Consider the following 13,454-nt stretch of genomic DNA (forward strand, 5'->3'; position numbering starts at 1 on the left):
AAGGCGTCGCGCCCGGCACGCTGTGGCCATACCCAAGTAGGCCGAGCACACAAACCTGACAGGAACCGATGTCTGACGTTTCGCGCCCTTCGCCCTCGGAAGTCCGCACCGGGACGGCCGCCGGCACCCGTACGGCCGTCGTGATCCCGGCCGCCGGACGGGGCGTACGCCTCGGCCCGGGCGCCCCCAAGGCGCTCCGCGCGCTGAACGGCACGCCCATGCTCATCCACGCCGTGCGCGCGATGGCCGCCTCCCGCGCCGTCTCCCTGGTGGTCGTCGTGGCCCCGCCCGACGGCACCGCAGAGGTCAAGTCACTCCTCGACGTGCACGCACTGCCCGAGCGCACCGACTTCCTGGTGGTCCCCGGCGGGGAGTCCCGCCAGGAGTCCGTGAAGCTCGGCTTGGACGCGCTGCCGCCGGACTACGACATCGTGCTGGTGCACGACGCGGCGCGCCCCCTGGTCCCGGTGGACACGGTCGACGCGGTGATCGAGGCCGTCCGCGACGGAGCACCGGCCGTCGTGCCCGCACTGCCGCTCGCGGACACGGTCAAGGAGGTCGAGCCGGCCACGGCCACGGGCGACCCCGAACCAGTGGTCGCCACTCCGCAGCGCGCCCGCCTCCGCGCCGTACAGACCCCCCAGGGCTTCGACCGCGCCACGCTGATCCGTGCGCACGAGACGGTGACCGGCGACGTCACCGACGACGCCAGCATGGTCGAACAGCTGGGCCTGACGGTCGTGGTCGTCCCCGGCCACGAGGAGGCCTTCAAGGTCACCCGCCCCCTGGACCTGGTCCTGGCCGAGGCGGTCCTGGCACGCCGGAGGCTCAACGATGGCTTCTGAGCAGCTTCCGGTGCTGCCCCAGGTGGGCATCGGCACCGACATCCACGCTTTCGAGGAGGGCCGCGAGCTGTGGTGCGCGGGCCTGAGGTGGGAGGGCGAGGGCCCGGGACTCGCCGGCCACTCCGACGCGGACGTCGTCGCACACGCCGCCTGCAACGCCCTGTTCTCGGCAGCCGGCCTCGGCGATCTGGGACAGCACTTCGGCACGGGGCGGCCGGAGTGGTCGGGCGCCTCCGGGGTCGTACTCCTCAGCGAGGCGGCCCGCATTGTGCGCGAGGCGGGCTTCCGGATCGGCAACATCGCGGTCCAGGTCGTCGGCCCACGCCCCAAGATCGGCAAGCGGCGCGACGAGGCCCAGAAGATCCTCTCGGAGGCGGCCGGAGCCCCGGTTTCCGTATCCGGCGCCACGACCGACGGCCTCGGCTTCCCTGGCCGCGGCGAGGGACTGATGGCGGTCGCGACGGCGCTGGTGGTGCGGGCCGGCTGAGAAGAGCCCGGGAAACCCGGCCACCCACCCTGCCCACGGCCGACAACGGCCGAACCACACCGAGGCGACAGCAAACCGCCCTTGGGCGCCGGGCACTGCCGTCCGCCCACTACCCTGGTGTCGTGACGATTCGCCTGTACGACACCAGCGCCCGGCAGATCCGTGACTTCACCCCGCTCAAGCCGGGCTGTGTCTCGATCTACCTCTGTGGCGCCACCGTGCAGGCCGCGCCGCATATCGGGCACATCCGCTCCGGCCTCAACTTCGACATCATGCGCCGTTGGTTCACGTACCGCGGCTATGACGTGACGTTCATCAGGAACGTCACGGACATCGACGACAAGATCATCGCCAAGTCCGTCGACCAGGACCGCCCCTGGTGGTCCATCGGCTACGAGAACGAGCGCGCCTTCAGCGACGGCTACACCGCCCTCGGCTGCCTCCCGCCCACGTACGAGCCCCGCGCCACCGGCCACATCACCGAGATGGTCGAGATGATGCGCGGTCTCATCGAGCGCGGTCACGCCTACGAGGCCGACGGCAGCGTCTACTTCGACGTCCGGTCCTGGCCCTCCTACCTGGAGCTGTCCCGGCAGGACCTCGACGAGATGCGCCAGCCCGCCGAGGAGGGCATCACCGGCAAGCGGGACCCGCGCGACTTCGCGATGTGGAAGGCCGCCAAGCCCGGTGAGCCCGACTGGGAGACGCCGTGGGGCCGGGGCCGTCCGGGCTGGCACCTGGAGTGCTCGGCGATGGCGCACAAGTACCTCGGCTCCGCCTTCGACATCCACGGCGGCGGACTCGACCTGATCTTCCCGCACCACGAGAACGAGATCGCCCAGGCCAAGGCCTACGGCGACGAGTTCGCCCGGTACTGGGTGCACAACGCCTGGGTCACCATGAGCGGCGAGAAGATGTCGAAGTCGCTCGGCAACAGCGTGCTGGTGTCGGAGATGGTCAAGCAGTGGCGCCCGATCGTCCTGCGCTACTACCTGGGCACCCCGCACTACCGCTCCACCATCGAGTACAGCGAGGAGGCCCTGCGCGAGGCCGAGTCGGCGTTCGCGCGCATCGAGGGCTTCGTGCAGCGCGTGGTGGAGAAGGCGGGCGTCGTCGAGCCGTCCGCCGAGGTGCCGCTCGCCTTCGCCGAGGCGATGGACGACGACCTGGGCGTCCCGCAGGCACTTGCCGTCGTGCACACCACCGTCCGGCAGGGCAACAGCGCACTGGCCGCCGACGACAAGGAAGCCGCCGTGGCGCGGCTGGCCGAGGTGCGGGCCATGCTCGGCGTCCTGGGCCTGGACCCGCTCGACCCGCACTGGGCCGGCGAGACCGACCGCGGCGAGGACCTTCACGGCGTGGTCGACACCCTCGTCCGCATGGTGCTCGACCAGCGTGAGGCGGCCCGCTCCCGCAAGGACTGGGCCACCGCGGACGCCATCCGCGACCAGCTCAACCAGTCGGGCCTCGTCATCGAGGACAGCCCGCAGGGTCCGCGCTGGAGCCTCGGCCCGCGGTAGCCACCGCTGGTGATCGATTGTGCCGTCCGGCCATCCGGGCGGCACACTTCATAGACGTACGTACGAAAGCTCACGACAGACAGGTAGGTCATGGCCGCGAACAACCGCCGCATGTCCGGCAAGAAGGGCGCGCAGGTCGGCAGCGGCGGCAAGCGGCGCCGGGGCCTGGAAGGCAAGGGGCCGACGCCTCCGGCCGAGATGCGCAAGGGGCACAAGAAGAACCGCATCGCCACCGCCAAGGCCAAGCAGGCCCAGCGGCGTCCCGCGGCCCGCGGGCGCGGCGGCAAGGGCACGTCCGAGCTGGTCGTCGGCCGCAACCCGGTCGTCGAGGCACTGCGCGAGGGCGTCCCGGCGTCGACGCTCTACGTCCAGCAGTTCATCGACAACGACGAGCGCGTCCGCGAGGCGCTGCAGCTCGCGGCCGATCGCGGCGGCATCAACCTCATGGAGGCCCCGCGCCCCGAGCTGGACCGGATGACGAACGGCCTCAACCACCAGGGCCTCGTCCTGCAGGTCCCGCCCTACGAGTACGCCCACCCCGAGGACCTCGCCGACGCAGCCGCCGACGAGGGCGAGGACCCGCTGATCGTCGCGCTCGACGGCGTGACCGACCCGCGCAACCTGGGTGCGGTCGTCCGCTCGGTGTCGGCCTTCGGCGGCCACGGCGTCGTCGTACCGGAGCGGCGTGCGGCGGGCATGACGGCAGGCGCCTGGAAGACGTCCGCCGGCACGGCGGCCCGCACACCCGTCGCCCGCGCCACGAACCTCACCCGCGCCCTGGAGGCGTACAAGAAGGCGGGCATCGTGGTCGTCGGTCTCGCCGCCGACGGCGAGGTCGAACTCGGCGACCTGGAGGCCCTTCAGGGTCCGGTGGTCATCGTGGTCGGCAGCGAGGGCAAGGGCCTGTCCCGCCTGGTCGGGGAGACGTGCGACTTCCGGGTCCGCATCCCGATGCCGGGCGGCGCGGAGTCGTTGAACGCCGGTGTGGCGGCAGGCATCGTCCTCTACGAGGCGGCCCGCCGACGGGTCTGAACAGACATCCGCGGCATCACCCGTGCGGGTTAATTCTGGTGACAGTGGTGCGACCTGCGCATCTTTGACGGGGTCCGGACAGATCGGACCGGTCAAAGCAGTGTCCTAACCTCACGTCACTCGGTTAGTTGAGTGTGGACACCAGAACACCCCGCACACCCACGGGGGACCGCTCGTCGGGATACGACGACGCTCCCGCGCTGAGCATGGTGAAGGTGCCGAGCGATCCGGCGCAGATCATCGTCAATCACGCGAGTTTCCGCGTGCTGTTGGGCGCCTCGACCGGGCGCACCAAATCTTCGCGCATCGCACGGCACCTGAGCGCCACCGAGGACACCGCCCGCATCCCCGTCGTCAACGCGGCCGGCAGAGCGGGCGCGGCCCCCGCCGCCCGCCGCCGAGTCGCCGTCTGGAACGGCACGTCCGCGCCGGACGACACCGGCGCCCACCGCCTGCTCCAGGCCGTGCGGGACGGCAGCGTCCGCCACGGCGACGAGCCGGTCCCCGCAGGGGCCACCCAGGTCATCCCGCGCGTGGGCGTCGGCGGCTACGACGGCGGCTACGACGACGAGTTGACGCAGACCGTCGAGACGCCGATCGTCGGCGCCCAGCGCACGCACGAGTCGGTGGAGACCCGGCTGCTGCCGGGCATGCGCACGGTCGAGAGCGCGTACGACGAGGAACTCCCGTACGCGGACGAGGACTTCGAGGATCCGGACGGGCCGGACGGACAGGACGGGACCGGTGCACCGCCCAAGCGCCTGGGCGACGACCCGGCACGGCACGCCTACTACCCCGGCCGCCGCATGAACCTCGGCGTCGTCCTCCTCCCTCTCCGCGTCTTCCTCGGCTTCATCTCCATCTACGCCGGCATGGGCAAGCTCTGCGACCCCGTCTACTTCGACGGCGGCAAGCGCGGCTCGATGGTGAAGTGGCTCAACACCCTGCACCCCTGGGAAGTGGCCGAACCGCTCCGCCAGTTCGCCCTGGAGCACCCGATCGGCTCCGGCCTGGTCATCGCCTTCTTCCAGGTCATCGTGGGCGTCCTCACGGTCCTGGGCTGCTGGCAGCGGGTAGCCGCAGTCGTCGGCGCCCTGCTGTCCGCGGCACTCCTGGTCACGGTCAGCTGGAAGAGCGTCCCGGTCTACGACGCCCCCGACATCATCTACCTCGCCGCCTGGTCCCCGCTGATCATCGCCGGCGCGCCCGTCTACTCCATCGACGGCCGCCTCGCCGGCATGGCCTGGCGCCGCCTCGGCCCCCGCTCCGACATCTGGGAGCTGCGCAACTACGTCCTCCGCCGCGGCGCCCTGGTCACCGCGATCGTCAGCGGCCTCACCCTCCTCATCGGCTCGCTTCTCGGCGGCGCCGTCCGCGACGCCGACCGGGTGGTCGTCCCCGGCCCCGGCGAGGCCCCGCGCAACGAACTGCCCGGCTCCCCGTTCCCGCAGGAGCCCGACAGGCACAAGAAGACGCCGTCCGCCTCCAACTCCCCGACCCAGGGAGCCACGTCGGGCGCGGCCACCCCGTCGGGCGCGGCGACCACGCCGGGTGCCACCAGCGACACGGGCGCGACCGGCGCCGCGCCGAGCCAGACGCAGGGCACGACGGGACAGGCTCCGCCGCAGCAGTCCACCCCGGCCGACGAGGCCCCCAGCACCAGCACCGGCCCGACCTCCGGAGGCCCCACCTCCGGCGGCGGCTCAACCGGCGGCTCCGGCAACGGAGGCTCCACCTCCGGCGAACCGGGCCTGGTGGGCGGCCTGTTGGGGTAGACGCCGAGCACCACAACGAAGGGCCCCGGACGCGCCGCCGTCCGGGGCCCTTCGCCGTGGCTGCCGTACTCAGAAGCCCGGCGTGGGGCTGGCCGTGGGTGGGTCGCGCAGCCCGGCGCTGACGGGGTGCCGCCTCTGTGGGTCGGGAGCCGCCCCAGCGGCACGACTGCCCGCAGCTACGTTGGTTCAGCGCCTTCGGCGTCGGCGCGGGCACTGCTGGGGGCCTGCGGCCCCCAGACCCCTGCTTCGGCCCTGAAGGGGCCTCGTCCTCAAACGCCGGACGGGCTGAGTTTGCCGACCCGGCGCTGAGAGGCGGAGTTCACCGCGCCGGAGGCTCACCGCCCCAGCGCCGCCAGTTCCTTCGCTGCCTCTGTCAGGTCCTTCGCCGTGTCGATGGCCCGCCAGTACGCGCCCTGCGGGATGGGAAAACCGGCCAGGCGGCGTTCGCGGGCCAGGTGGGGGAACGTGGTGCGTTCGTGGTCGCCGCGTTCGGGGAGGAGGCCGGCGAACTCGGGGGAGAAGACGTAGACGCCCGCGTTGATCTCGAAGGTCGACGGCGGTGCCTCGATGAAGTCGGTGATGTGACCGAAGCCGTCCGTCTTCACCGCACCCCACGGGATCCGGGGACGCGCGAGCGCCAGCGTTGCGACGGCGTCGCGCTCGGCATGGAAGTCGGCCATGTCGCGCAGCGAGAAGCGCGTCCAGATGTCACCGTTGGTGGCGTACCACGGCTGGTCGGGATGCGGCAGATGCGCGGCCGCGTACTTCAGACCGCCGCCACGCCCGAGCGGCTCCGTCTCGACGACGGTCGTCACCCGCACCGGAAGATCGGCCGACTTCAGCCAGTCCTGCAGCACCTCCGCGAGATGCCCGCAGCTGACCACCACGTCCGTCACGCCCTCCTCGGCGAGCCAGGCGAGCTGGTGGCCGATGATCGGCGTCCCCGTACCGGGGATCTCGACCATCGGCTTGGGCCGGTCGTCGGTGTACGGACGCAGCCGGGACCCCTGGCCACCGGCCAGGACGACGGCTTGAACGGGGCGGGACGCGGCATTCGGATCAGTCATGACCGAACTGTACGCGGCGCCCCGCTCGCGGCATTCGCCGGCAACCGTTCCTTAATCAGCCGTTACCGTCCGCAAAAGGAGTGTTCAGCTGTGCGCGGCCGCCACGCCCGAGGCGAAGGCGGTGTCGCAGACGGGACGGGCGTACGACTGGGCACGCGTCGGACCGTACACCCGCACCGCGGCCCGCCCGAGCGCACGGGCGATCGAGGCGCAGTGCCGGGCCAGCGACGGGCGGTCGTGGACGGCCTGCTGGAGGTGGGTCAGGGCGACGCCCGGGTTCCTCTCCTGCAGCTCGGTCAGGAGCTGGTCGCGGAGCACGTCCTGTGGGGCGCGCGGGGCGGCGTTCTTCGCGTCACCCGCGCTCGTGACGTCGGTCGCGGCGAGCACCGAGTCCGAGGGGTTCCCCGACCAGTTGACCCGGGTGACCGCGAGGGTCCCGGAGAGCACCAGGACGACGGGCAGGACGAGGGCGAGAGTGCGGCCGAGCTGGCGGGCGGGGCCCCGGTGGCCGCGTCGTGTCTGTGGGTTGGTGGAGTGCTTCACGCGAGTGAGGGTAGCGTTCAGTACTGATATGGCGACATTTGGTCACCGTTTCGGGGGACGAAGTAGTGCTCTCCCCTGAACGGCACGTTGACGCACAGCCCTCGAAATCAACCGATTTGCCGGGGTATTTGTCGACACAAAAAAGGGCCCCGCAGCGGTCTGCGGGGCCCTCTTCGTCAACCTGGGTGAATTACCCGGGGTTGTACTGCCTGGTGCTGCCCTCAGTCGGAGAGCCGCTCGCCCGTCGAGGTCGAGAACACGTGGGTCTCGCCGGCGCGCGGGACGATGTGCAGCGAGCTGCCCTTCTCCGGGACGTCACGGCCGCTGACACGGACGACGAGGTCCTTGGACTCTTCGCCGACCTTGGCGGTGCCGTAGACGTACGCATCGGCGCCGAGCTCCTCGACGACGTTGACGGTGACCGCGAGACCCTGGTCCGAGTCGGAGCCGGCCACGTCGAAGTGCTCGGGGCGGACACCCACGGTGACGGTCTTGTCGGTGGTGGCGGAGAGCGCGTCACGGTCCACCGGCACGACCGAGTTGCCGAACTTCACGCCGCCGTCGGTGATCGGGACCTCGACCAGGTTCATGGCCGGGGAGCCGATGAAGCCGGCGACGAAGAGGTTGGCCGGGCGGTCGTACATGTTGCGCGGGGTGTCGATCTGCTGGAGCAGACCGTCCTTGAGGACCGCCACGCGGTCGCCCATCGTCATGGCCTCGACCTGGTCGTGGGTGACGTAGACGGTGGTGATGCCGAGACGGCGCTGCAGCGACGCGATCTGCGTACGCGTCGACACACGGAGCTTGGCGTCCAGGTTGGACAGCGGCTCGTCCATGAGGAAGACCTGCGGCTCACGCACGATGGCGCGACCCATGGCGACACGCTGACGCTGACCACCGGAGAGCGCCTTCGGCTTGCGGTCCAGGTAGTCGGTCAGGTCGAGGATCTTCGCGGCCTCCTCGACCTTCTTGCGGATCTCCGCCTTGTTGACGCCGGCGATCTTGAGCGCGAAGCCCATGTTGTCGGCGACGGTCATGTGCGGGTACAGCGCGTAGTTCTGGAACACCATGGCGATGTCCCGGTCCTTCGGCGGCAGGTGCGTGACGTCGCGGTCACCGATGCGGATGGCGCCGGCGTTGACGTCCTCGAGCCCCGCCAGCATGCGGAGCGAGGTGGACTTGCCGCAGCCGGACGGGCCGACCAGAACGAGGAACTCTCCGTCCTCGATGTGGATGTCGAGCGCGTCCACGGCGGGCTTCTCGGTGCCCGGGTAGATCCGGGTCGCCTTGTCGAACGAGACAGTGGCCATGGTGAATGGGCCCCCTTCTACCGGCAGGAACGTGCCGGACGATCCGTTGTAGGAAGGTGGTTGGTTTAGTCCACATGTGCGGACTGGCTCTGGACGCTACCTGGCGTTCGGCTGGTCTGTCAGTACCTGGAGGCATGTGAACTTCGCGGAAATTTTCGACAGGGCCCGCTCGGAACCTGGGTACACTGCACGGGCGCGTGCGTGACAGTGCGTGCAGGCCTCCTTAGCTCAGTTGGTCCAGAGCGGCTGTCTTGTAAACAGCAGGTCGTCGGTTCGAATCCGACAGGGGGCTCCAAAAAGCATCGGCAATCCGCCACAGAGCCTGGCGTGACGCTCCGCACCGCGGTCGTCACGCCGGGCATTTTTTATGCCCGCCGTGCGCGTGCGTCATATCCCATCTCCCGTCCAGGACACGGGATATGGACCGACATGGAACCTGGTCGCTACTGCTAGTGTTCGTTCAGTCACAGTAGGCAATCAGCCTCATCTATAGGTAATGAAAACCGAGGGTTCCATGCGCAAGCTTCACCAGGTCATGATCGTCGCGGCGGCGGCCGGCAGCCTGTCCGCCATCGGTGCCGGTACCGGTGTCGCCTACGACGTCAGGCCGACCTCAACCGACCTCTACCGCCCCTACCAGGAGTGCAGCCCGCAGACGGTGGCCTCGGGTGACCTCCCGATCGCCGTGCTCGGTCTCTCCGAGACCTTCGACACCACCTGCGGTCAGTTCAACAACGCGTTCACTGGCTGAGGTCGGCGGCGTAGTCGTGCGCGACGCCTTCCGCGGGCCCCTTCGGGGTCAGTCCCCGAGGGGGCCCGTTCCTGTACGGCTGCCCGGAGCGCAGGTCCGCTCCTGTGGCCCGTCGCGGCGCACGACCTGAACCTCGAAGCCCAGGTCACTCCTTCCCTTCGTAAGCGAAACGGCCCCGAACAGCCCGGACATGGCTGGATGCCGGGGCCCGTATCTCCGACCTCCCGGGCCCGGCGCGGCGGTTCGCCGCGCACGGCGTCCGGGCACCCCTCACAAAGGAGACGCATCACATGTTCAACGGAAAGAAGATCGCGGCCATCTCGGGGCTTCTTGGCGGCCTCGCCATGACCTGTATCGGTGTCACCCAGGCTCACGCCGCGGCGGACCCGCCCGCCTGCACGACCGACAGCCAGGGCAACACCAACTGCACCCAGCGGATCGTGGGCCAGACGCCCGAGGGTGACAACTTCATCGTCCGCCGGTCGGTGAACTGCCAGCCGACGAAGCCCGTGAGCGTGCCCGCTCCGGGTCTCTTCTCCAACGGGCAGACGCGGATCGGCCCCCACATCACCTGCAGCGACCTGGGCCCCGAGGTGGCGCCGGCCACGGACAACAATGAGATCAGCCCGGGGGCGGTCGGCAGCGCTCTTCAGCACCTGTTCGGCGGCGGAGCGTAGCCTGCGACGTCTTCCCCCCTCTCAAGCAGCGGACGGCCGCGCCGGGTTGACCGGTCCGGCCGTCCGCTGCTTTCCGCCTCTTCAGGGGTTGGCAAACGGGTGACCGCCGCTCGCTGCCCGTGACTCGCCCTCGGGGAAACGTCGTTCCTTTCAAGGAGAACGGTGGACCCGCGAGGGCCGCACACCGGCTTCCTCAATTCCCTTGGCGTCCATGGCGAGGCGGACGAAAGGGCTCCTTGCCATGGACCGACACGACACAGAGAAAGGTCATAGATCCCAAATTGCTACGGATTACCTGTATATGCTCACACTAAGTAGTCAAGCCAGGGCTTCGCGCCCGGGAAGAAAGGGTCTAACTATGCGCAGGTTTCAGCGCGTTGCGGTGGTAGCTGCAGCGGTCGCAGGGCTGTCCGCTTTCGGTGCTGCCGGCTCCGCGTTCGCCCACGAGGACGACTGGGATGCTCAGAACGTGACCGCGGTGGCCACCTCGACGGCCAACGCCGCGGGCACTTGGGGCGCTCCGTCCGCCGACAAGGCGGCCGCCACCCCGACGGCCACGCAGGCCGCGCCGGCCGCTGCTCCGGCCGCTGCGCCGGAGGCCGCTCCGGTCGCCGCGCCGGCCGCTGCGCCCGAGGCCGGTTACGGGGAGTACACGGCCGCCGCTCCTACCGCCGCTCAGTAACAAAGCACCGAGGGATCGATGCGCGAGTTTCAGGGCACTGTGGACGTCGTCGTGACGGCCGCGGGGCGGATGGCTCCGCATTCCGAGCCACGGTCGGCCCCGTAGGGCGTTTCTCACGACAGGCGCATCGATATCCGTCGGACCCTCAGCACATGCAGCCCGGACGCGCGGCAGACCCCTCGGGGTGCGCGGCCGGGCTGCCTCAATTTCCGTCGTCGGGCGAAGTCGAGAACGCGCCGGACGACGGGTTCCCGTATTTCGACGTTCTCCAAGGCTCGGGCGGGCGCCGGTCGTCGGCGCGGCCGCCCGGGCCTCGATGGCAAAGGAACGCAGCACATGATCGGTCGACAGAAGATCGCAACCGTCTCGGGGCTCCTCGGGGCGCTCGCCGTGATCTACGCAGGTGCCGCGCCGGCGTACGCCGAGGACGAACCCAAGGGTGAGTGCACCATCACCGCCCAGGGGGACATCGTCTGCGTCAAGAAGAGCGAGAAGTTCCACAAGGACAAGCGCGGGTATGTCATCAAGCAGAAGCAGGACTGCCAGATCATGGAGCGGCCGCGCGTCACGTTTCCCGAGGAGACCCTGCTGAACGGCGGTTCCACTCAGTCCGGTCCGGTCGTGGAATGCTCCAACAAGGCCAAGGTGCCCAAGGGTTTCCGAGTGCCCAAGTTCAAGTTCAAGTTCTGAGGCGCGAGCAGGAAATGCCGGACCGGGATTTACGCCCGGTCCGGCATTTCTGTTTTCCGCCGCCTGCGGTCGGCCGACAGAAGACCGGTGCCCCGGCCTGCGGCCGGGGCACCGGTGAAAGGGTCTGGCTTACTTGCCGAAGGCGCTGTTGTTGCAGCCCATCGACGAGCCCAGGCCGGTCTCCTGCGTGCCGGCGCTGCCCTCGCCGTTCAGCAGGTTGCCGCCCAGGCCGTTGGCGATGCCGACCTGGCCGAGGACGTCGACGTTGGCGTCGTGCGACTTGCAGCTGGTGCTCTGCAGGACGCTGACGCTCGAGCCGCCGTGGCCCCGGCCGTTCTTGCCCCATCCGCCCTGGTCGGCGTGGGCAGCGCCGGCACCCAGGAGTCCTACGCTCCCGAGGGCGGCGACCAGGACGGCGGCCTTGCGGAGCTTGTGCATGTTCTTCTCCGGTGGAGTGAAGAGGGTTGCGATCCGTAATGGATCGACTTCGAACGGTTACAGAGGCTAATAGGAAATATTCGGGATTAATCGGAGGCACGCCGAATTCGGGGAAGTCTCACCGCCATGGCCGATTGCCGGGAAATGCCTCGTGCCATGACGAATCGCGGCGCAAAAAAGGAGTCCCGGTACCGGGCTCGAGGCTCGGTACCGGGACTTTCTCCCGCCGTCGGCCGGCTATGCGGCCGTCACGCGCTTAGAAGGCGCTGTTGTTGCAGCCCATGGTCGAGCCGAGGTGGGTGTCCTGCCCACCGGCGTTGCCCTCGCCGTTGAGCGCGTTGCCCAGCAGGCCGTTCAGGATGCCGACCTGGCCGAGGACGTCGACGTTGAGGTCGTGCGACTTGCAGGAGGAGCTCTGCAGGACGCTGAACTTGCCTCCGTCCTTGCCGCCGTGACCACCCTGGTCGGCGACGGCGGTGCCGGCGCCGAGCAGCCCGACGCTGCCGAGGGCGACGACCAGGACGGCAGCCTTGCGAAGCTTGTGCATGTCATCTCCGGTGGAGTGAGGTGGGTGCGATCTGTGAGAGATCGACTTCGTACAGTTACGGGAGAATAATAAGAAATATCCGATATGTCGTAGCGACGCGCCGATATGTGCGATCTCGCGTCGGAAGCACCCGGAAGTCGCAGTGCATGACGAGAAAGTGCTGGTCACAGCCGTTCGTCGAAGGCTGTGACCAGCACTGAGTTCCTGTCGGGTGGGCCGAGGCGGGCCCTAGCTGGTCGCGCGGGCGTGGGCGGCGGCGTTCGCCTGGCTGTTGGCCTGGTCGCAGTCGACACCGCGGGCGTCGGCGGCGGCGAGGGCGGCGATCGGGACGTTCGCGTTGAGCAGCGACTGCGGGCTGCACTCCTGGGACGGACGGAACAGGTTGGTCTGGCCCAGCGGGTCGTACTGGGGAGCCGGCTGGGGCGAGATCTGCGGGTTGATCTGCGGGCTCAGCTGCGGGCTGACCTGCGGGCTGACCTCGGCACCGCGCTGGGGGGCCGCCGGGCGCTGCGGCGCGGTCTGATGGCCCGGGGTCTGGACGCTGGCCTGCGACCGGGTCCAGGTGTGGGCCTGGGCGTCCTGCTGCCCGACCGGGGGCGGAGTGGTGCCCCTGTATGCCACGGGGGCGTCGGCGACGCTGGGGCCGGCGCCGATGGCTGACAGACCACTGGCTGCTGCGACGACGAGCGCGACGTGCTGAAGCTTGCGCATGGAACCTCGGCCCTTCATTGACCTGTTCATGAATCGTATGGAAGTGCTGTGAGCCATTGCTCTGACCTGTGGGAAACGAGACGGGTGCGGGCCCGGTCACGTGTGTCGGGGTGTGGTCACCCATTTGCCGGGGGTGTAAATCATCAACGATGAGAAGTGCGGGCCTGTGGCGTGCTCTTGACGGGGTGACAAATCCGTAGAGCCGTTTATCCGATCGATGGCAATTGAGTGACGGACTTTCTCATCCCGTGACCTGGCCCAGTAATTGTCGTTGCCAGCTGGGAGAGGGCAGCGATCAGGACTCGGAGAGGGGCATTGGGATCCGCTGCCGGCTCCAGCGTGAAGTCCACATGACAGCTCAGGCATTACCCCTGTAAGG

At 69.3% G+C, this 13,454-nt stretch carries 15 protein-coding genes and 1 tRNA gene; 10 read left to right on the forward strand and 6 right to left on the reverse strand.

Features of this window, described 5'->3' with window-relative positions:
- Nucleotides 1–68: 68 nt before the first annotated feature.
- From ispD to ACZ7L6_RS20775, 5 genes are all read left to right on the forward strand, one after another.
- Nucleotides 69–845, forward strand: coding sequence for a 2-C-methyl-D-erythritol 4-phosphate cytidylyltransferase (ispD, locus tag ACZ7L6_RS20755; RefSeq protein ID WP_471925925.1), 777 nt, complete (start codon nucleotides 69–71; stop codon nucleotides 843–845).
- Entirely contained in the window at nucleotides 835–1,332 is a 498-nt protein-coding gene (gene ispF, locus ACZ7L6_RS20760) for a 2-C-methyl-D-erythritol 2,4-cyclodiphosphate synthase (protein ID WP_471925927.1), read from the forward strand. Before ispD ends, ispF begins: the two co-directional genes overlap by 11 nt.
- 122 nt (nucleotides 1,333–1,454) lie before the next feature.
- Nucleotides 1,455–2,852: a cysteine--tRNA ligase gene (gene cysS / locus ACZ7L6_RS20765; protein ID WP_471925929.1), complete on the forward strand. Its 1,398-nt coding sequence runs from the start codon at nucleotides 1,455–1,457 to the stop codon at nucleotides 2,850–2,852.
- 90 nt (nucleotides 2,853–2,942) lie between these two features.
- Complete coding sequence (gene rlmB / locus ACZ7L6_RS20770; RefSeq protein ID WP_471925931.1) at nucleotides 2,943–3,884, forward strand: 23S rRNA (guanosine(2251)-2'-O)-methyltransferase RlmB; 942 nt, start codon at nucleotides 2,943–2,945, stop codon at nucleotides 3,882–3,884.
- A 134-nt stretch (nucleotides 3,885–4,018) separates the two neighbouring features.
- Nucleotides 4,019–5,659 (forward strand): DoxX family protein, encoded by a 1,641-nt coding sequence (locus ACZ7L6_RS20775; RefSeq protein ID WP_471926793.1) that lies wholly within the window; start codon nucleotides 4,019–4,021, stop codon nucleotides 5,657–5,659.
- A gap of 335 nt (nucleotides 5,660–5,994) precedes the next feature.
- Here the strand turns inward: ACZ7L6_RS20775 and ACZ7L6_RS20780 are convergent, their stop codons facing one another.
- The 3 genes from ACZ7L6_RS20780 to ACZ7L6_RS20790 all read right to left on the reverse strand — a co-directional run bounded on the left by ACZ7L6_RS20780 (nucleotide 5,995) and on the right by ACZ7L6_RS20790 (nucleotide 8,579).
- Nucleotides 5,995–6,726: a nucleotidyltransferase family protein gene (locus ACZ7L6_RS20780; RefSeq protein ID WP_471925933.1), complete on the reverse strand. Its 732-nt coding sequence runs from the start codon at nucleotides 6,724–6,726 to the stop codon at nucleotides 5,995–5,997.
- Between the two features lie 84 nt (nucleotides 6,727–6,810).
- Entirely contained in the window at nucleotides 6,811–7,269 is a 459-nt protein-coding gene (locus tag ACZ7L6_RS20785) for a hypothetical protein (protein WP_471925935.1), read from the reverse strand.
- A 221-nt stretch (nucleotides 7,270–7,490) separates the two neighbouring features.
- Nucleotides 7,491–8,579 (reverse strand): ABC transporter ATP-binding protein, encoded by a 1,089-nt coding sequence (locus ACZ7L6_RS20790; protein WP_471925937.1) that lies wholly within the window; start codon nucleotides 8,577–8,579, stop codon nucleotides 7,491–7,493.
- Nucleotides 8,580–8,796: 217 nt separating this feature from the next.
- On the opposite strand from ACZ7L6_RS20790, the gene ACZ7L6_RS20795 reads away from it, so the two are divergent.
- The 5 genes from ACZ7L6_RS20795 (at nucleotide 8,797) to ACZ7L6_RS20815 (ending at nucleotide 11,379) form a co-directional block, all read left to right on the forward strand.
- Nucleotides 8,797–8,874, forward strand: a tRNA-Thr gene (locus ACZ7L6_RS20795).
- Nucleotides 8,875–9,093: 219 nt separating this feature from the next.
- Nucleotides 9,094–9,330 carry a hypothetical protein gene (locus ACZ7L6_RS20800; protein ID WP_471925939.1) on the forward strand — a complete coding sequence of 79 codons (237 nt, stop codon included), beginning with the start codon at nucleotides 9,094–9,096 and terminating at the stop codon, nucleotides 9,328–9,330.
- A 290-nt stretch (nucleotides 9,331–9,620) separates the two neighbouring features.
- Entirely contained in the window at nucleotides 9,621–10,007 is a 387-nt protein-coding gene (locus tag ACZ7L6_RS20805; protein ID WP_471925941.1) for a hypothetical protein, read from the forward strand.
- Nucleotides 10,008–10,476: 469 nt separating this feature from the next.
- Nucleotides 10,477–10,689, forward strand: a complete 213-nt coding sequence (locus ACZ7L6_RS20810; RefSeq protein WP_471925943.1) for a hypothetical protein — start codon at nucleotides 10,477–10,479, stop codon at nucleotides 10,687–10,689.
- Nucleotides 10,690–11,025: 336 nt separating this feature from the next.
- A complete protein-coding gene (locus ACZ7L6_RS20815) occupies nucleotides 11,026–11,379 on the forward strand; it encodes a hypothetical protein (RefSeq protein WP_471925945.1) in 354 nt (117 codons plus the stop codon).
- Between the two features lie 129 nt (nucleotides 11,380–11,508).
- On the opposite strand, the gene ACZ7L6_RS20820 is transcribed toward ACZ7L6_RS20815, so the two are convergent.
- The 3 genes from ACZ7L6_RS20820 to ACZ7L6_RS20830 all read right to left on the reverse strand — a co-directional run bounded on the left by ACZ7L6_RS20820 (nucleotide 11,509) and on the right by ACZ7L6_RS20830 (nucleotide 13,075).
- Nucleotides 11,509–11,817: a hypothetical protein gene (locus ACZ7L6_RS20820; protein WP_433042744.1), complete on the reverse strand. Its 309-nt coding sequence runs from the start codon at nucleotides 11,815–11,817 to the stop codon at nucleotides 11,509–11,511.
- Between the two features lie 256 nt (nucleotides 11,818–12,073).
- The gene (locus tag ACZ7L6_RS20825) at nucleotides 12,074–12,364 is read right to left on the reverse strand and encodes a hypothetical protein (RefSeq protein WP_398818633.1); all 291 of its coding nucleotides are present in this window, start codon (nucleotides 12,362–12,364) and stop codon (nucleotides 12,074–12,076) included.
- Between the two features lie 228 nt (nucleotides 12,365–12,592).
- Entirely contained in the window at nucleotides 12,593–13,075 is a 483-nt protein-coding gene (locus ACZ7L6_RS20830) for a hypothetical protein (RefSeq protein ID WP_471925947.1), read from the reverse strand.
- Between the last annotated feature and the right edge of the window lie 379 nt (nucleotides 13,076–13,454).

The sequence above is a fragment of the Streptomyces sp. NPDC107522 genome (assembly GCF_055657525.1).

Coding starts and splice junctions, on each gene's coding strand:
- ACZ7L6_RS20780 (WP_471925933.1), bottom strand. CDS start 6,726: ATGACTGATCCGAATGCCGCGTCCCGCCCCGTTCAAGCCGTCGTCCTG.
- ACZ7L6_RS20800 (WP_471925939.1), top strand. CDS start 9,094: ATGCGCAAGCTTCACCAGGTCATGATCGTCGCGGCGGCGGCCGGCAGC.
- ACZ7L6_RS20820 (WP_433042744.1), bottom strand. CDS start 11,817: ATGCACAAGCTCCGCAAGGCCGCCGTCCTGGTCGCCGCCCTCGGGAGC.
- ispF (WP_471925927.1), top strand. CDS start 835: ATGGCTTCTGAGCAGCTTCCGGTGCTGCCCCAGGTGGGCATCGGCACC.
- ACZ7L6_RS20790 (WP_471925937.1), bottom strand. CDS start 8,579: ATGGCCACTGTCTCGTTCGACAAGGCGACCCGGATCTACCCGGGCACC.
- ACZ7L6_RS20805 (WP_471925941.1), top strand. CDS start 9,621: ATGTTCAACGGAAAGAAGATCGCGGCCATCTCGGGGCTTCTTGGCGGC.
- rlmB (WP_471925931.1), top strand. CDS start 2,943: ATGGCCGCGAACAACCGCCGCATGTCCGGCAAGAAGGGCGCGCAGGTC.
- ispD (WP_471925925.1), top strand. CDS start 69: ATGTCTGACGTTTCGCGCCCTTCGCCCTCGGAAGTCCGCACCGGGACG.
- ACZ7L6_RS20830 (WP_471925947.1), bottom strand. CDS start 13,075: ATGCGCAAGCTTCAGCACGTCGCGCTCGTCGTCGCAGCAGCCAGTGGT.
- ACZ7L6_RS20825 (WP_398818633.1), bottom strand. CDS start 12,364: ATGCACAAGCTTCGCAAGGCTGCCGTCCTGGTCGTCGCCCTCGGCAGC.
- ACZ7L6_RS20815 (WP_471925945.1), top strand. CDS start 11,026: ATGATCGGTCGACAGAAGATCGCAACCGTCTCGGGGCTCCTCGGGGCG.